This is a genomic window from uncultured Nonlabens sp. (assembly GCF_947495285.1).
GTDB lineage: Bacteria > Bacteroidota > Bacteroidia > Flavobacteriales > Flavobacteriaceae > Nonlabens.
Genome location: NZ_CANLXZ010000011.1, coordinates 1 through 20,457, shown reverse-complemented (window position 1 = coordinate 20,457; position 20,457 = coordinate 1). Strand labels below are relative to the sequence as shown.

Below are 20,457 nucleotides of genomic sequence, written 5' to 3'. Positions count from 1 at the left end.
AAAATTTAAGAAATCTTTGCTCTAATTATATCCATGGCTAGATTTATACTGGAACTTTCAAAGTATGTAGTCAAATCATCGATTTCCAAAGTTGATTGACCCTTTTTTTCTTTCCAATCTAGATAAAGTATGGAAATATGTTTTTTAATGGTCTCTACATCGTAAATCTCACTCCAATAAGGATAGTCAATTCCTAAAATGCGCTTAGTCTCACTGTAATAAGGACCTAACACTAGTATAGGTTTATTTGCTGTAACACAGTGTGGAACTTTGCCTGGTAAGAATGGACTTGCTGGGCCTTTTGCCTCTAGAACTACGTTTACTGCAGCTTGCTGCTGCATATTATAAGCAATTTGAAATGGTTCTTTCTTTGGACTTATTAATAATTGTGAATTTAAACTAGCGAGAGATTTCATTTTTTTATCAAATATAGAATCGCCAGAAACTATTACTAGTCGTGCATGATCTTGCTTATCAAGTCCATCTCCATCACTTATAAACTCTAAAAAAGCCTGTACTAAAGCCATAGGGTTACGAGCACTCATTAAAGCACCAGCATACAATATATTGAATTTTGAAGGGTCAAAATAGGGTGGATATACTCTACTATCCTTTAAGCTGTCAACTATTAAATGAGGTATAACAACAGATTTATCTTTACCAGTAGGGTAATAGCTTTCCATCCATTCACCTAACATTTTACTAGGATATAAAATAGCCTTTGCGGCAGTATACATAGAAACAAAGAAATCTCTTTTTTTCTGATGTCCAGGTTCAACCCAATCATAAGGTCTAGGATAACTATGCATGGGAAACGGATCATGAACGTAGGGTAAAAACTTATGATGCCACTCTGATAATTCTAAAATAGCCTTATGAGCCCTAAAGCTACTAGCATAACTTAATGCAACGATATAGTCATAATCCTGAGGTCTTTCCTTTTTAATAGCTGCTTTTATACTTTTCACATCATAGTTATGTGTATAAGAAAAACCGTTCCTGGCTTCTACCCAATTGTTTATATTGCGTCCCGTAGCTCGTTGAAAAACGACTTGCATTTTTGCTGTGATATAAGACCAACTTGATTTTTTTTCTGGTATACTAATTGTATCAGTACCGTCAAAGTTTATATCTTCTCTGGAATAATGTAATATTTTAAGGTCATATCGCTGCTCTATGAAACCTTGTACTAAGGCGTTACTTGCCTTTCCTCCACTGGTTTTAGTGGTAAGGACATCTGCAACGATAAGAATTTTCAAAGGTCTTTTCATTACTGTCTTTAATGGTATCTGATATAATTAATATAACTACGTCTAGCTTTATACAAAGCCATTTTAATTTTTTGAAAACTATTTTTAAAAACTATTATCTCTTGTTTTTTTTGTGATTCAATCACTAGCTGTTCCCACTTTTTGTCTAGCCAAGTATCAAAATAAGAAGGTGATAATTTTTTTAAAAACCATTGCTCAACTTTTGGTAATAATCCCGTATTATAAATATGAAATGCAGGATAATGAGTATCTACATAAATAGGGAAACCTAACACCTCTGCTCTGGTACAAATGTGTCGGTCTTCACCGCCATAAGGTATGTTCTTAATCTTAGAAAAATTCACACCTTTATTCAATGCTTTTGTACTCAACAATGTACAAGCGCCACCAGCTCCTACTTGATAGGTTCCAGGTTCTTTTAATTTAAGAATAGATTGAGCATTATAGTAATCCCATGAATGTACATCCCAGCAGTTAGGTTTGGCAAAAGTTTGATCTGTGAAAACTGTCCAAAATATTTCAAAAACAAAATCCTTTTGAAGACCTACGAGATGTTGTAAAGTCTTTGGGTTTAATACCAAATCTGAATCTACTAGAAAAATAGCATCATACTCTTTTTCTTGAGTTATTTCTAGTGCTCTATTTTTTATATAAATAATACGTTCTACAGATTCTTGAGTCCAATTATGTTTACTATAGGAAGATGTATTTTTAAACCAGTCACTAATCACTGTGACTTTGCTATGCTTTTGACCAAAGTCATTAGTAAATTCTATTGCGCTTTGATCCTTATTATCATTATACAATAGGATATCATAAACAAAATCATCATTTTCTTGAGCTATCCATGAAGGTAAAGTTACCTCTAAAATAGATTTAGGCTTACATAATGATGAGAATAAAAGGATTTTTTTCAACAGATTTTATTTATAGTATTTATGAGCCCATTTCTTATTGATACCACATTTATTTAAATATGCATTATAGAAATTAAAGTAGCTTAATAGTTTTTTAAAAATACGATTTTTTAAATAAAATCTAAAAGTAGACTTTTTTAAACTTTTCATTTTAGGCCAGTTTACAATTCTTTTTTTCTGTTGTTGAATTCTATTAAATTCTTCTTGCATCCATGGTTCGAATTTATTCCCCAAATGGTAAGCATGATTCTGAGCTGTAGATAATCTATATCCATTTGATTGAATTGAAGGTAAATCTAAGTACATTTTCTCACTGTCACCACCTAGTGTAAATTTAGTTGATTTTAAAGGGGAAAATTTAAAAACATCTCTTCGATAGGTAGTACAAAAATGACTACAACCTACTACAGCTTCTGTTCCATTTTTTGCCTTTAATGTTAAGATTTCTAATTTTTGATGCTCGTTGAGATGCGGCCACCCTATACTTTGCACAAATCGCTCAAGTGCTTCAGGATTTTTCGTTTTTGCGAAAGCAATATTGTCAGAAAAAAGGTAATCAAACCAAATGTTAGACACAAATTGATTAAACGTCTTATGTATAGGTACTGGTGCAACCGCAGTGGCTTTAGGAAATGAATTAAACACTTGAGCTACTGATGCATCCCAGTCCTTTAAAAATAAAACATCTCCATCTGTTATAGTTAAAAATTCTTCTTCACTCGCGAGTATGGCTTTACGTATACTATTTACCTTACCTATCTGTGCTGTCTCTACTATCAGTTCGTTAATAAATTGATTTGAAACTAAATTTAGTAATTTTTGATGAACTTCTTGACTGCAGCCATTTGCTATTACCGTTATAGGTGTTAACGCTGTTGAGGAATTTCCTATACTTTTAATACAAAGTTCAAAGATTTTAAAAGCATCAGAATAGTATTCATTTTCATGAGGTATATAAAGCGGAATAATAACTCTATGTTGTGCGACAGAGTTCTTTATAGGCTGATGTCTGGTTGCATTAAATCCTTTTCTCATTTTATTACCTATTAATGATTGATAATAATCTATCATCCTTAATTTGAAGTGGGTAAACAGATAATAACCCTTCTTGAAGGTTTCTCACATTTGAGGGACAAGGTAAGTGAAAATCTATGTTAGGACTCAATGATTCTAAGGTAAAACCTCTACAATCTATTTTTTCTGAAACCATATCTAGTGATTCTAGATAATCATAAAACTTAGTCCCATCACCACTTAAATTTTCAGATAATTGAATCCATCTTGCCGGTATACCGTATGCATGTGCAATTATTAATCCATGTAACGAGGTTGATATGACTGCCTTACATTCTAAGAGTTTATTTATTACAGGTTCTATTTCATCTGTAAGTAATGAAATTATGGTAGTATTACTTGCGTTACCTCTAAGTTCAATTGCAAGTTGTTCATCTACGTAATGTGGTATGATCCCTAATTCATATTTCACTTCCTTCTTTGGTTTATAAATTAATGGTAGTAATAACGCAGGGTCTCCTACAATATTAGGGACTGGATAACCTAATTCTCGTAACCTCTTTTGAGTCCTAGGTCCTCGTACAGCAAGGAATGTGGCTTCTTTTATAGGTTGAGATTTACTAATAATACCTGATCCCCAAATAACACTTTTTTTAGTAGCAAAGGTAATTATACTTCCTACCATAAGATAGTGTTTAAAAATAGTGGCAAATTGACTTTTCAACTCAAAGAACAACACCTCCTGTTTTGATATTTTATTTACCAAATATGGAGTGAGTATATCGCCAAAATTTTCTTTAGGTAATCCATTCCTATATTTGATAGACCACCAAAACACTAATGGTCTTGATCCAAAGGTAAATTGAATGAGTTTTTTAATCTTCTTGAAGTATGAATTCATCTAACGATTTTTTTAATGATTTTTTTGATAGGAAGATAACCCATCTTTATTATCTGTGAAACATAGAAAAGTGGCAATCCAAAAGTCTTTTTTAAAAAATAAATCTTACTCTCCTCAATTTTACCTTTTACAAAAAGACTTAGATTCCCAGAAGATTCACCTCCTAGATGAACAATTTGGGCTGCAGGCAATAAAACACTTTTACACCCATTCTTATTATACCGCCAACCTAGCTCCATATCTTCAAAATAAAGAAAGAATTTAGGATCAAATAATCCATTCTTTATAATTTCATCTCTTTTTAGTATAATTCCTGCAGCACCTAAGTAATCTACCTCAGTCGGTGAATCAACATCACAAACTTTATAAGTACTATATTTGGAATAATTATTTTTTGAAATCGGAAAAACACCCATATCGCTAAGATATTTACGGAAACTGAGTAAGTTACCGTATGCATAGTTTTTAGTACCATCAGCTTTTAAAAAGTTAGGGCCTACTATTCCTACCTTATCATTTTTACTTAAGTAATCTATCATTAGACGTACACTTTGCTCATCAATTAGATACGCATCTGAATTAAGAAGTAGAACGTACTTACCTATTGAATTTTCAAAACCTAAATTATTTGCTCGTCCAAATCCTATATTATCTGTAGATTCGATCAATTTTAAATTATGAAAATTCTTAAACTCTTCTGTGATTTTACCTGTTGTACTGCCGTTATCAACAACTATTATCTCAAACTCTTGATTATTAATAAATTTATAACATGAATTAACGGCTTGAATTGTTAACTCAGGCGTATTAAAGTTGACTATTATAATAGATAATTTCACTTTATGTCTTTGTGTATATTTTCATTTATCATTTTACAAAAAGTTTCAAAATCTACAAGCCCAAGCGTTTCTTTTCTATTTTCTGACATAATAAAGTATTCAAAATAAGGGTTTACAACTTTTGAAACGTTTACCAATTTAGTAGTTTTACTTATAATCCCTATTCCCCAGTCTGTATCAATACAACAACTATGTACATTTAAATCTTTTCTATATTTCGCAAAAGCTTTCCAAGTAGTTCCATTCCAAGCTCCTTGTGAAGGTGATAACATATAATCATATGTTTCTGACGCATGAAATTCAGTAGGTGGATTACAGTCATGCAACACTATAAATCCGTTTTCTGACAAGTGTTTTAAAGAATTACTGATATCTCGTTCTACTTGATCAGCGAGATGAAGTCCATCTATAAAAATTACATCAAATTTCACTTCCTTACCCAAAATATCGCCACTAGATAGTTTTTCAAAAAAAACATCACTTGTCATTTTAAATTTAACTGGATTAGATCCAAATTCTAAGCCAGGATCCACTCCATATTTTTGTTTACAAGTTACTTTATTGTAATTATGATCTGGATTTCTAACTCCAATTTCAAGATAGGTTGGTGTGTCAAAAAAATTTAGTAAATAATTAATAACATCTGTTCTTTTTACAACTGATTCCTTTTGTGCCTTATTTTTTATGTCACCATTGATAAAATACTTATCCTTTAATACCTTTTCCCCAAATCTATAAGTGGACAAAGCATTTCGTTTAATGAAAGCTAACCTAATGAGTTTAGCAATGTTTAAAATTTTCTTATTCATTATTTTTTTCAATAAAATGATTTAAATTCTCAGAACACAATTTAGGACTTAAAGCAATAACTTTATCTATGTCCCAATCCCACCATGCCATTTTATTTAAGCATTCAATTTCACGATCTGTAAATCGTTTCTTTATTAACCTTGCTGGATTACCTCCCCATATTTGATAAGGACCTACATCCTTAGTTAACAATGAATTAGCAGCTATCACAGATCCATTACCAATTGTAACACCTGACATAATAGTTGCTCCAAATCCTATCCAAACATCGTTACCTATATTTACATCACCCTTAGTTGAAGGATGGCCTTTCAAATTATTACAATGTTCTGAAAAAAATGAGATATCATTGAAAGGATATGTAGTTACCCAATCTACTCTATGGTTACCTCCTAAAAAAATATTAACGCCAGAGGATATAGAACAAAACTTACCTATTCTCAAATTAGAATCAGGATGAGGGAAACGAATATTTGGTTTACCATAACTATAATCGCCTATTACGTACGAAGAATTTTTAAAATAATCTTTGGTAAAAAAAGGTGGTGAAATAAGTTTTGGTTTATACAAACCTAACTTGATTAATATAAACTTTATATTTTTTTTTAAACTCATGTATTAACCATTTACAACTTCTACGATGTTCCAATCTAACTTGGGTCTAACAATTCCTGGCCAACTATTAGTTAGGTTATAATTACCTTTTACTACATCTGGACTATTTATCACCCTAAAAGAAAGGGATTCCTTATCGATAAAATGTACTAAATTAGGATTATAGCTACCTAAAGCTATTAAAACTGTATATGAACCTTCTTTTAAAAGGTAAGACGGAATGGTACAAGTACTAATAAAAGTAGCTTTTCTAGACTTAGTTTTTCCCCAATTTTCATTTTCAAAATCATTACTTGCAAAAATGGTTTCGCTTCTTTCATTTAAAATATGAATAATTCCTGTTACACGTGAACTAAATGATCCTGAATCAATATATTTTAATTCTATTTTTATGTTCTCACTTACTTCAAAATTATTAACTATTTCATTTTGGTTATTCATAATTTTGGCCTCCATTATAGTAGCAAACTCATTTCCAGAATTCTCTGTATACTTAATGAAGTTTGTCCCTGAAAGACTGTTTTTGAGATATAAATTTATGGTTTCATTAGTAGGACCTATAGATTTTACCATTCCATTTTCTAACAACACACATCTACTTGTTAATTTCTCCATGGCTTTCATATCATGACTCACAAATAATACCGTCCTACCGCCAGTATTAGAAATATCCTGCATTTTACCTATGGCTTTTTTCTGAAACTCTGCATCTCCTACGGCCAGCACCTCATCTACCACTAGAATATCTGGCTCGAGAAATGCAGCTACCGCAAACCCTAATCGCACGCGCATACCACTAGAATAACGCTTTACAGGTGTATCGATGTACATCTGGCAACCAGAGAACTCAACTATCTCATCTATCTTACTTGCTATCTCGGCTTTAGTCATTCCTAAAATAGCACCATTGAGATATACATTTTCTCTACCTGTAAGTTCTGGATGCATACCAGTACCTACTTCTAGTAAACTCGCGATACGTCCTTTAGTTTTTATGGAACCTGTTGTCGGGCTAGTTACTCTAGAAAGTATCTTTAATAAAGTAGATTTACCAGCTCCGTTTTTACCTATAATACCTAGTATTTCTCCACGTTTTACCTCAAAGTTGATATCTTTTATAGCCCATACGTAATCGCTACTAGCCGCAGCACTGCGATCATTTACAGCTCCTATCTTGAGGTAAGGATCTTCTTTACCTCTTATCCTAGCCCAAAATCTATTTAAATCATGGCTTAAGGTACCAGTACCTACGGTTCCTAAACGATATTGTTTAGAAACATTTACAGCTTTTAAAATAACATCATCACTCATCTATCGTAGTTTTAAAAGGACACACGGCTAGTAAGCCTTTCTGTAATTTATGAATTACCTGTTGAGACGGTAAGGAACTCTCGTGATTATTAATGACGGTCACTGCTTTATCTATATCCTCCTCATTCTCTATAAATTCTGGCAGATAAGTGTTTAAACCTACAGACAATAAATAATCGTGATACTTCACTCCATCTCCAAAAATATGATCTGAAAACTTAACCTGTACAGCCGGTATTTGATAAGCATGCGCAACGATAACACCATGTAATGAAGAAGATAAAATTTGCTCACAACTTAGTATTTCACTAGTTGTTTCTTCTATATCATTGGTATTGAAATCTATAATTTTGACACCATTACGATGTCCATAAAGTTTCTTTGCTATTTCTAAGTCAGTGATATGTGGTATAATCCCTAATGCGTGTTTTTTTACTACTTTAGGCTTATAATATAACGGTAATAATAGTGCCGGATCTCCATAAACCATTGGACACTCATAACCTAGTTCTAGAATTCGCTTTCGCGAAAGCGGACCTCTTACAGACAAAAATCTAGCACTAGCTATAGATTCATCTTTATGGTTAATACCGCTGCCCCATACAGTACAGTATTTATTAATATGAGCAAGCACGCTGCCTATAGTGACGTATAAAGGACTGTATAGATTTCTAATATTAAATTTTTGAGCACGTACCCAAGTCACTTTTTTACCAGAAATTTTTTCCACTAGATATTTACCTAATAGATCGCCATAGTTTTCTTTCTGTTTTTTCTGGATAAAGATCTCGCTCCACCAGTATAGTCTTACTGCTGCCATTATACGGTGTCGATAAAAGTTTTTTCAGTTCTATTAAAAATAACAAGTCCTATTAAAAAAGCAATAATAGCAATGGAAGAACTGATTCCTAAACCTGTGAAAGAAATATCACCAGTACCTAACAATAAGTTTCTATATAATTCTATCACCTGCGCTAGCGGATTTGTTTCTATAATCCATGCCCAATCTGGGCTCTTAATTTTTGCCTCACTCAATGGATACATGACAGCACTTAAATACATTAATAAGTTGATACCAAAGGAAACTAATATAGTCAGGTCTCGATATTTGGTAGTCATAGAACTTAAAATCATACCTAGACCTAGTCCTAGCAAAGCCATATTAAGTATAGTTAATGGAAATATCCAAACATATATAGACGGTGCTATACTGACGTCTTTTACAAAAATGAAATACAGGTAAAAGATAGTAAATATAAATAATTGTATCCCATACTTAAATAATCCTGATAGTACCTTAGAAGCTGGTACTATAAATCTAGGAAAATACACTTTACCAAATAAACTGGCATTTGCGGTAAATGTAGAACTAGAAGAGGTTAAACATTCTTTAAAATAATTCCACAAGGTGATACCAGCTAGATTAAATAGAAATGGAGGTACTCCATCTGTCTTAATATCGGCAAATGTATTGAAAACCAGTGTAAAAACCACGCTAGTAAACAATGGCTGTATCAAAAACCATAAAGGTCCCAAAACGGTTTGTTTATAAACAGTGACAATATCACGTTTTACAAATAGCACAAGAAGATCTCTATAACGCCATATCTCCTTAAGATTGAGGTCTATTAATTTTCCTTTGGGCTTAATTTCATAAAGCCAATCGTTATCTGACATAAATTAGGCTTTAGAATTAAATTTAGATTGTATAGCTCTTTTAATTTTAGTTAAAAAACCATCTTTCACATCATTTTCATGATAACCATTACCGTAAGCTCCATAACCGTAGCCATAGCCATAGCCATAACCGTAGCCGTAGCCGTATGTTCCTTTATCACTGAAGTGATTAAATATAAAACTCAAGTTTTTTATTTCATCTCTTTTATACTTTTCATTTACCACATCTAGCATCCCTCTTTTAGTATAGCCCTGACGTACCATATAGAGACTAGCATCTGCATGCTTTGCTATTTCTAGAGCATCTGCCACTAGACCTAATGGTGGTGTATCTAGAATGATGTAATCGTAATTCTTTTTAAACTCTTCTATCATCTCTCCAGCACGCTTAGACATAATAAGTTCACTAGGGTTAGGAGGTACTGGACCAGAAAGTGCTATATCTAGATTTTCTACTCCTGCAGATCTAATAATATCATTTAAAGAACAATCGTTTACTAAATAGTTAGAAACTCCTAGATCGTTATCGATCTCAAAATCATCAAATATCTTAGGCTTTCTTAAATCTAATCCTACTAGCAGTGTACGTTTACCACTTAAGGCAAAGACCGTAGCAAGATTGATACTAGTAAATGTTTTTCCTTCTCCACTCACACTACTAGTTACCATAATCGTACGGGAATCGTGTTGCGATTCTTGATCATATATAAAATGTAAACTAGAACGTATACCTCTAAAAGATTCTGCTATCGTAGATTTAGGTTTATCTCGTACTATTAAATTAGTAGGATGATCCATTTTACCCACAACACCTAATACAGAAACAGGGCTTAGTTTTTCAAGATCTTTAGGACTATGCACATAATTATCTAAAACAGTAAGCACAAAGGCAACTGATATAGGAACTGCAAATGCCATTAATAAAGCGATTAAATAATTTATGTTAGAGTCCTTGCGCTGTCCACCTCTACCTATATTTTTTGCTGCATCTATGACATAAATATCAGATACGTTTGCTGCTTTTACTAACTCTGCCTCTGCTCTTCTAGCTAGAAAAATATTATAAGCGTTTTGCCTTAAATCAAACTTACGTTGTATTTTAAGAAATTCTTGTTGTTCTCTAGGTAAGGTTTTAATCTGAGCTTCTATTTTATAAATTTCAGAATTGAGTTGTTTTAACTCAACATTAAGCTGAAGTTTTGAACTAGAAATATTTTCAAAAATAACATCTTTAATAGCATTTATATCACGATCTATTTCCTTAAAAATAGGCGCATCTTCTCTCATGGCAAACTGCCTGCGTTTACGTTCTTCAGATAATTGTATCAATCTAGCCACACTTTCTACGACACTACCTTCTGTAATACCCACTACTGTAGGCGCCTGTATGGCCGTATAATCTGTTTTATCTCTTAAGTAGTTACGTAGGTTATTATAGTAGTCCAGTTTATTTTGAAGGTTACTGCGTTGAAATTCAAAATCAGTAAGCTTTGTGTTAAAATCACTATTTTGAACAGTTGCGTCTACTAGCTGACTCTTAGATTGAAAATCTTCTAATTCATTTTCAGACTCTTTAATCGCCTCGGCCTGTGCGATAAGACTACTATCTATGTATTTAATAGTACTTACAGCAAATTTATTCTTACGTTCTAGTTCGCCTTTTTCTAGGACAATAGAACTAGAATTGATATAATCTACTAATCTCTCTTTATTAGAACCTCTTAAAGAAAGTTGTACGATAGAAGAACCAGTAGGTTTTTGAAGAATAGAAATATTTTTATAACGACTTACCGTACCCCAGTAATCACCAAAATTAAATAACCATGTCCCTTTTTGAGTTTTACTACTCGTCTTTTCTATAGTCACATGTAAAAAAGGTAAGTCTATAGGTTTACCAAATTCAAATTTCTGTTTCCATTCTCCCTGTGGAGTAGTTACATTACCAGTTTGTTTAGTGAAATAATTAAAGGCGCCAGCACTATTAGAATTAAAATTTGCGGTTAATTCAAATTCTTTATCGTTTAACACATTAATACGAATGGAATTCCCTCTTATTTGTAAAGCATCCTCTACCGCATAAATAAAGAAAGGAGTTTGCTTATAAGCGTCTACATTATAATATTCCCCTTCTTTTATGTAATTTATATAAAACTGCAGTTCGTCCACCACTTTTTCTGCATGAGAACGTGATTTAAACTGAGTAATCGCTGTAGTTACCTTATCTGTTGTACCACCCCAGTTAAAAGTAAGACTGGTATTACTCGTAAATAAAGGATTAGAATTATCCTTTATACTAATTAAGGAATCCATGTCATAATAAGTCTGGATAAACTGGTTCTTATAATAAGCATAACCTGTACCTATACCTAGGCAAAGTAATAACAACCACCATAAACGCAACAGTTTAAACAAAAACTGTCTCACGTCAAATATGCCCGCTAAGCTATTAACATCATTTTCTTCTTCCATGGTTAATTAGAGATATTGTTAATCAATAATACAGTTCCTACTAAGGCCGTAAACACAGATAGTATAGTCGTAAAAGAAGATAATCCTGTTGTACCTGTACCTAGCGCCTTTTGTGGTTTAGGATTCACCACGATCATATCATTAGGTTGAATATTATAATAAGGAGAGTACACCACATCTATACTAGTTAAATCTAATTCATGCGTTTTTACACCGTCGGGATATTGTCTTACAATTTTCACAGCGGTTAAATCACCTGTAATAGGCACGCCGCCACCGTCTGCAATGGCCTCTATAATACTTACCTGATCTCTAAAAATCGTTTTCTGTCCCGTACCGTTTACCTCTCCGACCATCGTATATCGCAAACCATCTAATTTTACGGTAACAAATAGATTTGCATTTTCTTTAAAATATTCAGTCAGAAGTCTTTTTTCTATCAACTCACGCAGCCCTTCTACCGTCATCCCTATTGCTTTTATTTTACCCAATTGTGGCACACGTATATCTCCATGTTGATCTATCGTGTAACCAGTAAAATATAAACTTCTACCTTGACTAGAATTATTATTTCCCTCATCACCTTGAACGTTAAACATCTTTACTAGATCTGGATCTATAGGTGCCTTTACTTGAATAGAAAGTATATCATTAATTTGTAAACGATATGGCGGTTGTATTTTTCTAATAATAATTAAAGAGTCATTTACAGTTTTATTAGACTCTTGTAAATAAGTAATCTTAGATGTAGGTATGCAAGAACTTACTATCAATAATAAAAAAAGTAACAAAACGCCTAACAGCTTTCTCATGTATAGAAAATAAATTAAGCTGCAAATATAGAATTATTGAAGTAAAAAACTCTTTTTGATCCTATTCATTAGCATATAATCGATACATACGTTAAAATGTATTTTATAATCTCGCTTTCGCGAAAGCGGAACAAACATAAAAATAATGGAGACCATACCAGCCTATCTCGCACAAAATTAAATAAACCTACTACAAGATCACTACCTGAAAAGAGGTCAAATTTTATGAGATCACCACCCTATTCTAACACTTAACACCGTAATATTGCATTTCTTAATTTAAGCAGGATTACCATGAATTATATAACTGTAGAAAACGTTTCAAGAGCATTTGCCGACAAAGTTCTTTTTAAAGACCTATCGTTAGGTATTAACCAGGGACAGAAAATAGGCTTTGTAGCAAAAAACGGTTATGGTAAATCTACTTTACTTAATATAATAACTCGTGCCGAAGAACCTGACAGCGGTAACGTAGCTTATAGAACAGACCTAAGAATGGCGTTCTTACCTCAAGAACCTAATCTTAATCCAGAAATGACTATCGAAGAAGTAATTCTAGATAGTGACGTACCTACCATGAAAATCATAGCAGATTATGAGCACTCCATGGCAAATCCTGATGATGCTGACATGATGCAAAAAGCACTGGATGCAATGGATGCGGCAAACGCCTGGGATTTTGAAACTAAATACCGTCAGATCCTTTCTAAATTAAAACTGGATGACCTGACGCAAAAAGTAGGTAAATTAAGTGGTGGACAAAAAAAACGTATCGCGATGGCTATGGCCTTACTGTCAGATCCACAACTTTTAATCATGGATGAGCCTACTAACCACCTAGATCTAGAAATGATCGAGTGGCTAGAAGCCTACTTTAAACAAGAAGATTATACCATACTTATGGTAACACACGACCGTTATTTCTTAGATCGTGTGTGTAATGAAATCATAGAATTAGATCAAGGTCAACTTTATACCTATAAAGGAAATTACTCTTACTATGTAGAGAAGAAGCAAGAACGCATAGAAATACAGCAAACTAATCAAGAAAAAGCGCAACAACTCTATAAAAAAGAATTGACCTGGATGCGTCGCCAGCCTAAAGCACGTCGCACAAAATCTAAATCTCGTATAGACGATTTTTATCAAATCAAAGAAGCGGCTAGTAACCGTCGCAAAGATCACCAGATAGAACTAGAGATAAGCATGCAGCGATTAGGCACAAAGGTAGTTGAGCTGCATAAAATTAGTAAATCCTTTGGTGATAAGCATTTGATTAATGATTTCTCTTACAACTTTCTACGTGGAGAACGTCTGGGTATTATAGGTAAAAACGGTACTGGTAAATCTACTTTCTTAAACATGATTACCGGTGCTCTAGCACCTGATACTGGAAAGGTAGTCACTGGTGAAACGGTTAAAGTAGGCTATTACACACAAGGTGGAATAGATGCAAAACCTGGAATGAAGGTTATCGATGTGGTTAAACAATTTGGAGACTACATACCTCTTAATAAAGGTAAAATAATAAGCGCTAGTCAGCTTTTAGAACGTTTCTTATTTGATAATAAAAAGAAACATGACTTTGTAGAAAAATTAAGTGGTGGTGAACGCAAGAGATTGTATTTATGTACCGTACTTATTCAAAACCCTAACTTCTTAATTCTAGATGAACCCACAAATGATCTAGACATACCTACACTTAACGTACTAGAAAATTTCTTAATGGATTTTCCTGGTTGTATTATAGTAGTAAGTCACGACCGTTACTTTATGGATAAGATAGTAGATCATCTATTTGTATTTAATCAGTCTGGTAACATTACAGACTTTCCTGGTAATTACAGTGATTTCAGAGCTTATGTAGGTAATACAGACATTGCACTAGACAAAGATATCACCGAAGATGTAAAACCTATAGCAGTAAAAAAAGTAGATACTACCCCTGCTGCCCCTACATCTGGACCGACTAGAGAGCAACAGAAAATGCTTTCTAGAATGGAAAATAAAATTAAACAACTAGAAGAGTTAAAGAAAAAACTACAAGACAGTTTCTTAGATCCCAACATTCATGCAGATCAAATGACCGAAAACTCTATACAACTAGAAAAGACTAAAGAGCAACAAGAAGAACTAGAAATGGAATGGCTAGAACTAAGCGAGCAAATTGCTAAAAACTAATTTTATCAATTCTATCCTACATATTTAAACAGGCTGTCTCATTAATTTGAGGCAGTTTTTTTTTGTTTCTGTTCTCCCATACGAAATTTTCAATCTGTTTCTGTTCCCCAGCCCTAAAGGGTGCAGAAACAAAGGCTTTTTGCTGTTTTTTTTGTTTCCATTCCCCAATCCTAAAGGGTGCAGAAACAAACGTTTTTAACTGTTAGAGAAATAATATAAAAAAGGACTGGTAACTTTCCCTTTATGCAATAAGGGGTTTTAAGGTTCTAGAAGTTCTCTAAAATCTTTTAATCTGGTTCTGTTCCCGACACAAAATTTTTACTTTGTTTCTGTTCCCCAGCCCTAAAGGGTGCAGAAACAAAGGCTTTTAGCTGTTTTTTTGTTTCCATTCCCCAGCCCTAAAGGGTGCAGAAACAAATGTTTTTAAATGTTAGACAATTAATATAAAAAAGGACTAGTAACTTACCCTTTATGCAATAAGAGGTTTTAAGGTTCTAGAAGTTTTCTAAAATCTTTTAATCTGGTTCTGTTCCCGACACAAAATTTTTAATCTGTTTCTATTCCCCAGCCCTAAAGGGTGCAGAAACAAAGGCTTTTTGCTGTTTTTTTTGTTTCCATTCCCCAGCCCTAAAGGGTGCAGAAACAATTCATATCCACAAAAAAAGGAACAGAATAAATTCTGTTCCTTTTTTATATAAATTATTTAATATCTATGGATATAGCTATAAACTTATTTCTCATCTATCGGTACGGCAAAGAGGTCAAAATCTTCTGCCTCTGTGATTTTTACGTTCACAAAAGAACCAACTGATAAATAATGCTTCTCTGCATCGATAAGCACCTCGTTATCCACATCTGGACTATCAAATTCTGTACGACCCACAAAGTGATTACCACGCTTGCGATCTATCATTACCTTAAATTCTTTACCTATTTTTTGCTGATTCAGCTCCCAAGAGATTTGAGACTGTATCTCCATAATTTGGTTGGCACGTTCTTGTTTAACATCTGCTGGGACATCATCTTCTAGCTTATAAGCATGTGTATCTTCTTCATGAGAATAAGTAAAACATCCCATACGTTCAAAACGCTGGTCTTTTACCCATTGCTTTAAGATCTCAAAATCTTCTTCAGTCTCACCAGGATAACCTACTATAAGAGTCGTACGTATGGCCATCTCAGGAACCAGCGTTCTGAACTTTTCTAGAAGCGCATTAGTCTTTTCAAAGGTAGTACCACGACGCATCGATTTAAGAACTGGTGTAGAAATGTGCTGTAAAGGAATGTCTAAGTAAAAACACACCTTAGGCTCATTTTTCATTACATCGAGTACATCTAGCGGGAAACCAGTAGGAAATGCATAATGCATACGTATCCACTCTATTCCTTCTACTTTTGCTAGCTCACGTAATAACTCTGCCAGTCTTCTTTCTTTATATAAATCAAGACCATAATAAGTAAGATCTTGAGCGATAAGAATCAATTCTTTAACACCTTTTGCGGCTAGCTTTTCAGCCTCAGTAATTAGGTCTTCAATAGGCGTACTTTTATGTCCACCACGCATTAAAGGAATCGCGCAAAAAGAGCAGGGTCTGTCACAACCTTCGGCTATTTTAAAATACGCATAGTTTTTAGGCGTGGTTGTAACACGCTCACCTATCAACTCGTGCTTATAGTCTGCGCCTAGCGCTTTTAAAAGAGACGGTAATTCTGTAGTACCAAAATACTGGTCCACATCTGGGATTTCATTTTGAAGATCTGGTTTATAACGCTCAGACAGACATCCAGAAACAAAAACCTGATCTACCTCTCCATTTTGCTTACGTTCTACAAAATCCAGAATCGTATTCACCGACTCCTCTTTTGCATTATCTATAAAACCGCAAGTATTAATCACGACTATATTACCTTCTTCTTCATGCACAACGTCCTTGCCACTAGCCTTTAACTGGCCCATCAACACCTCACTATCGTACACATTCTTAGAACAACCTAAAGTTATTACGTTGATCTTATTCTTTTTTCTTGTTTTTGTTCTCATAAGCGGCTGCAAATTTACGACTTAGCCCACTACTATATACGTTTAATGGTTGTTTTTATCTCGCTTTCGCGAAAGCGGAATTTCTATCCAACATAAGAACTAAAACAAAGCTTCTTTTCTTTATCTAACTTTACGGCAAGATTGCACTGTAACCCAACACAAAGAATGGAGAATAATGAGAATGTATCGTACTACAATAAAATCGCAAAAACTTATGACAGCTCTCGATTTAACAATTCTTACGGCGCTTTTATTCACCGTCAAGAACTTGCTTTTTTGGATAAATATGTAGGAAAGCAAGACCTGAGTAAGCATCTAGATTTAGGTTGCGGCACAGGAAGATTTCTAGATTATGCACATTATGGTATCGACCCCAGTGACCAGATGCTAGCTCTAGCAATAAAAAAACATCCAGAAAAAGAATTAAAAGTTACTGATGGAACTGCTACAGGATTTACAGATCAACAATTTGAGAAAATCTATTCCTTTCATGTAATGATGCATCTGGATCGTGAAGTGATAAGGGACATTATCAAAGAATCCCACCGACTTTTAAAACCTGGTGGCGCACTCATATTTGACTATCCATCACACAAAAGACGCCGTTTAATCCATTACAATGCAGCCAGCTGGCATGGTGCGACCAGTATGGATTTAAAAGATATAAAAAAGTTAACAGGAGAATTATTTACAGTAACCTATTCTCGTGGTTTTCTATTCTTACCTATTCATAAATTCCCTATAAAAATACGATCGTGGTTTTATGGAATGGACCAATTGCTATGCAGCAGTTTTTTAAAATACTACAGCAGTTATATAGCCGTAATTTTGAAGAAAAAATGATACGTAACCTAATCCCTAAATCGCTAAAAATCAAATGGCAACTCTATAAAAGAAATCAAAAAGATAGCAGTAGTGGTTTTTTAAATAAAATTGCAATCACAAGATCCTCCACATGGGATTTAAAACACCGACTTACCATAACACAACCGATTAAAAAAAATGCAGGAGCTGCAAATAAAATTCACAACATCCAGCTTGCGTTTCAACATATAGATGGTTTAATTATCCAACCTGGAGAAACATTTTCTTACTGGAACAGTATTCCTGCGCCTATCGCAAAAAATGGATTTAAAAAAGGTCGTAATCTACTCGCAGGAAAATTACAAGAAGACTACGGTGGCGGTTTATGCCAGCTGTCCGGCATGTTATACATTGCTCTGTTGCGAGCGGGAATAGAAATCGTAGAACGCCATCATCATTCTATAGATATTTATACAGAAGAGACGCGTTACACACCATTAGGCAGTGATGCAACAGTTGTCTACGGTTACAAAGATTTGCGATTTAGAAACAATCTGAATCAACATATAGCTTTTCAAATTGAATTTAAAGAAAGAAAGCTAGATCTACATTTACTAAGCGATCACCCTATAAATGAACAAGAAATCACGTGGCGACTCATCTCTACAGATTCTCATAAAATAGTGGAAACTAAGAATGGTGATGGAGAAGTTTTGGCCGTATCTAGGTATAAGGTTTAGCTTTAAGTTTAAGTTTAAGTTTAAGTTTAAGTTTAAAATACCTTTTCTGTAATCAAAAGCAGCTATCCACTCATTCTTTCTTTAAAAAAGTTATTGTTCTTCTTATGTTTGAGTAACTTAACTAATTTATGAAACCAGCACTACTCTAATTCTTATTATTTGTTACCAGTTTTTGCTTTTCACAAAGGACGATTACTGGGACAGTTAGTGATACAGATAGGGAACCCATTTATAATACTATTATTTTAGTAAAAAGAACAAGCGTTTTTACTCAAACAGATTTTAATGGAAAGTATTCTATTCAGGCGAATCCAGAAGATGTTTTGGTTTTTTCTTATAGTGGTTATGATACTCAGGAGTCAAAAGTTTTAGAGTTGACAACGATAGATATATTTTTAAAACCTGCTTTAGACATTGTATTATTTTATCATTGTTTCCCTTATTCTAACCGATTGTATACTATACAAGGCCTTAATTACAACACTTACGGTTTGTCATTTGAGAATGATTATAATCTATTACCTCATCATTTCAATTTTGACTTATTATATTCTACAGATTTTAAAAACAATTCAAACTTTAATTTTGGACTTGAAAAGGATGTTCGATTTTCAGATTCATTCTATCTAAACCTTAGAGCTAGTTTTGAAACTGCAAATTTCAATAATTTACAATACCATAGTTATAAATTAAACTTAGAGAAATCAGTTCATTTATTTACAAAAACTGATTATGAAGAAATACAAATCATATCTGGACACATCAATTATGATGGGTTATCTAAAAATAAAGACTTTGGATATGGAGCAGGTTTTAAAAAATCTATAGTACGAAATGTTAAATTAGGCACTAGCTTCATCCACTGGCAAAAATTTAATGAATTCAATGTAAATGCTTCTTATAATTGGAGAAGATGGAATATTTCAGACAATTACAAACACCTCGCTAATTATGAAGAATTTCAACTAGGATTAGGATATTCCTTCTATTTCTAAAACTTCCTAAAACTCTTAAAACCTTTTTTAACACCTGCCGTTACTTCTAGAGGCAAATAATTCTCTGCAGAAGGAATTGGGCATGAAAACCGATTACTATAAGCACAATAAGGATTATACGTATTATTGAAATTAAGAACTACTCTTTCACTTAATGGAGATCTCAATTCCATATAACGTCCTACAACATAAGAACCTTTATCGTTAGTCATATCAGTAAAAAAAACCGATAGGTAATTGTAGTACTCTGGATCATCTTTTAAACTAGGGTTAGATAAAACTAGTAATTTACATTTCTTCCCTTTTAAGGTAAAGTATAAATAGCCATACTTTACATAAGAAGCAATGCGAGAGGTAGATGTTGCTAGCTTCACCTCTTCTGTATTATTTATTTTTTCAAATCGAGCCTCAACAACAAATTCAGGATCAAAATCATAGAAATTCAAATAGCCGAAGGTTCTTCTTTCTTTGGCTGTTAATACATTATTCTCTCCCGACTTATATTCGGCAGATAAATTCTTGCGGTAGTCTAATGATTCTTGCTCATAATCTTGCGCCGATAATCCTAAACTGAAAACTAATACTAAAAAGGTGAAAGTGATTTTCATAAGATCATTTAATAAAATGGTGTCGCACTTATATTCCAAATATACTCTGCTATTTCATTGTAATAAAATCGAGACAGCGTGACGATTAATACTGCAATTACAGTCACTACCCAATGGTAGTTTTTAAATAAAACGCTAGCACCGGTTAGTATCAATACTATCAAATGAATAGCCGCCATTAAATAAAGTGGATAGTAAGCATTTGATGGAGCGAGTGGATTATCCCACAACGGATTAGTGAAAATTTGCACAATGACAACACATAAATAAAACGCAGCATAAATAGCAATCACTTTAGTTACAGTCGCGATACTCTTACTATTCCATAAAGGAGGTCTTGTTTCTTCCAATTTCTATGCTATTATAAATTATTAAATAGAGGTAGTCACTTAATTACTTACTAATTCTGATTGATTCATCCTGTCATGTTTCACCATCTTTATCATTAGATT

The 20,457-nt window shown here is 33.4% G+C and carries 19 protein-coding genes and 1 pseudogene; 5 read left to right on the top strand and 15 right to left on the bottom strand.

Going from position 1 to position 20,457, the window contains the following annotated elements; translation table 11 throughout:
* Window positions 1-5: 5 nt before the first annotated feature.
* The 12 genes from Q0838_RS06170 to Q0838_RS06115 are packed head-to-tail and all read right to left on the bottom strand — an operon-like array spanning window position 6 to window position 12,636.
* Window positions 6-1,271, bottom strand: a complete 1,266-nt coding sequence (locus Q0838_RS06170) for a hypothetical protein (RefSeq protein WP_298952438.1) — start codon at window positions 1,269-1,271, stop codon at window positions 6-8.
* 8 nt (window positions 1,272-1,279) lie between these two features.
* Window positions 1,280-2,188, bottom strand: coding sequence for a hypothetical protein (locus Q0838_RS06165; protein ID WP_298952437.1), 909 nt, complete (start codon window positions 2,186-2,188; stop codon window positions 1,280-1,282).
* Between the two features lie 6 nt (window positions 2,189-2,194).
* The gene (locus Q0838_RS06160) at window positions 2,195-3,259 is read right to left on the bottom strand and encodes a glycosyltransferase family A protein (RefSeq protein WP_298952436.1); all 1,065 of its coding nucleotides are present in this window, start codon (window positions 3,257-3,259) and stop codon (window positions 2,195-2,197) included.
* On the bottom strand, window positions 3,228-4,103 hold the full coding sequence (locus Q0838_RS06155; protein ID WP_298952435.1) for a polysaccharide pyruvyl transferase family protein: 876 nt from the start codon (window positions 4,101-4,103) through the stop codon (window positions 3,228-3,230). The genes Q0838_RS06160 and Q0838_RS06155 overlap by 32 nt, the downstream gene beginning before the upstream one ends.
* Complete coding sequence (locus tag Q0838_RS06150) at window positions 4,100-4,942, bottom strand: glycosyltransferase family 2 protein (RefSeq protein ID WP_298952433.1); 843 nt, start codon at window positions 4,940-4,942, stop codon at window positions 4,100-4,102. The genes Q0838_RS06155 and Q0838_RS06150 overlap by 4 nt, the downstream gene beginning before the upstream one ends.
* Window positions 4,939-5,751, bottom strand: coding sequence for a class I SAM-dependent methyltransferase (locus tag Q0838_RS06145; RefSeq protein ID WP_298952431.1), 813 nt, complete (start codon window positions 5,749-5,751; stop codon window positions 4,939-4,941). The genes Q0838_RS06150 and Q0838_RS06145 overlap by 4 nt, the downstream gene beginning before the upstream one ends.
* On the bottom strand, window positions 5,744-6,367 hold the full coding sequence (locus Q0838_RS06140) for a CatB-related O-acetyltransferase (RefSeq protein ID WP_298952429.1): 624 nt from the start codon (window positions 6,365-6,367) through the stop codon (window positions 5,744-5,746). Before Q0838_RS06140 ends, Q0838_RS06145 begins: the two co-directional genes overlap by 8 nt.
* 3 nt (window positions 6,368-6,370) lie before the next feature.
* Complete coding sequence (locus tag Q0838_RS06135; protein WP_298952427.1) at window positions 6,371-7,678, bottom strand: ABC transporter ATP-binding protein; 1,308 nt, start codon at window positions 7,676-7,678, stop codon at window positions 6,371-6,373.
* A complete protein-coding gene (locus Q0838_RS06130) occupies window positions 7,671-8,498 on the bottom strand; it encodes a polysaccharide pyruvyl transferase family protein (protein ID WP_298952425.1) in 828 nt (275 codons plus the stop codon). Before Q0838_RS06130 ends, Q0838_RS06135 begins: the two co-directional genes overlap by 8 nt.
* Window positions 8,498-9,355, bottom strand: a complete 858-nt coding sequence (locus tag Q0838_RS06125; RefSeq protein ID WP_298952423.1) for an ABC transporter permease — start codon at window positions 9,353-9,355, stop codon at window positions 8,498-8,500. Before Q0838_RS06125 ends, Q0838_RS06130 begins: the two co-directional genes overlap by 1 nt.
* Before the next feature lie 3 nt (window positions 9,356-9,358).
* Window positions 9,359-11,824, bottom strand: coding sequence for a polysaccharide biosynthesis tyrosine autokinase (locus Q0838_RS06120; RefSeq protein WP_298952421.1), 2,466 nt, complete (start codon window positions 11,822-11,824; stop codon window positions 9,359-9,361).
* A 2-nt stretch (window positions 11,825-11,826) separates the two neighbouring features.
* Entirely contained in the window at window positions 11,827-12,636 is an 810-nt protein-coding gene (locus tag Q0838_RS06115) for a polysaccharide biosynthesis/export family protein (RefSeq protein ID WP_298952418.1), read from the bottom strand.
* 294 nt (window positions 12,637-12,930) lie between these two features.
* Here Q0838_RS06115 and Q0838_RS06110 point away from each other — a divergent pair, with 294 nt between their 5' ends.
* Complete coding sequence (locus tag Q0838_RS06110; RefSeq protein ID WP_298952416.1) at window positions 12,931-14,817, top strand: ABC-F family ATP-binding cassette domain-containing protein; 1,887 nt, start codon at window positions 12,931-12,933, stop codon at window positions 14,815-14,817.
* Between the two features lie 730 nt (window positions 14,818-15,547).
* On the opposite strand, the gene rimO is transcribed toward Q0838_RS06110, so the two are convergent.
* Window positions 15,548-16,858 carry a 30S ribosomal protein S12 methylthiotransferase RimO gene (rimO, locus tag Q0838_RS06105; protein ID WP_298952414.1) on the bottom strand — a complete coding sequence of 437 codons (1,311 nt, stop codon included), beginning with the start codon at window positions 16,856-16,858 and terminating at the stop codon, window positions 15,548-15,550.
* A 165-nt stretch (window positions 16,859-17,023) separates the two neighbouring features.
* Here rimO and Q0838_RS06100 point away from each other — a divergent pair, with 165 nt between their 5' ends.
* The 4 genes and pseudogenes from Q0838_RS06100 (at window position 17,024) to Q0838_RS06090 (ending at window position 19,397) form a co-directional block, all read left to right on the top strand.
* Window positions 17,024-17,701, top strand: a complete 678-nt coding sequence (locus Q0838_RS06100) for a class I SAM-dependent methyltransferase (RefSeq protein ID WP_298952412.1) — start codon at window positions 17,024-17,026, stop codon at window positions 17,699-17,701.
* Window positions 17,698-18,402, top strand: a complete 705-nt coding sequence (locus Q0838_RS06095; RefSeq protein WP_298952411.1) for a VanW family protein — start codon at window positions 17,698-17,700, stop codon at window positions 18,400-18,402. Before Q0838_RS06100 ends, Q0838_RS06095 begins: the two co-directional genes overlap by 4 nt.
* 191 nt (window positions 18,403-18,593) lie before the next feature.
* Window positions 18,594-18,770: pseudogene (locus tag Q0838_RS14365) on the top strand (carboxypeptidase-like regulatory domain-containing protein); the annotation flags it as partial.
* A gap of 6 nt (window positions 18,771-18,776) precedes the next feature.
* On the top strand, window positions 18,777-19,397 hold the full coding sequence (locus Q0838_RS06090; RefSeq protein ID WP_298952409.1) for a hypothetical protein: 621 nt from the start codon (window positions 18,777-18,779) through the stop codon (window positions 19,395-19,397).
* On the opposite strand, the gene Q0838_RS06085 is transcribed toward Q0838_RS06090, so the two are convergent.
* Window positions 19,394-20,005, bottom strand: coding sequence for a DUF1684 domain-containing protein (locus Q0838_RS06085; protein ID WP_298952406.1), 612 nt, complete (start codon window positions 20,003-20,005; stop codon window positions 19,394-19,396). The genes Q0838_RS06090 and Q0838_RS06085 overlap by 4 nt on opposite strands.
* 8 nt (window positions 20,006-20,013) lie before the next feature.
* Window positions 20,014-20,355 carry a hypothetical protein gene (locus Q0838_RS06080; protein WP_298952404.1) on the bottom strand — a complete coding sequence of 114 codons (342 nt, stop codon included), beginning with the start codon at window positions 20,353-20,355 and terminating at the stop codon, window positions 20,014-20,016.
* Window positions 20,356-20,457 lie beyond the last annotated feature (102 nt).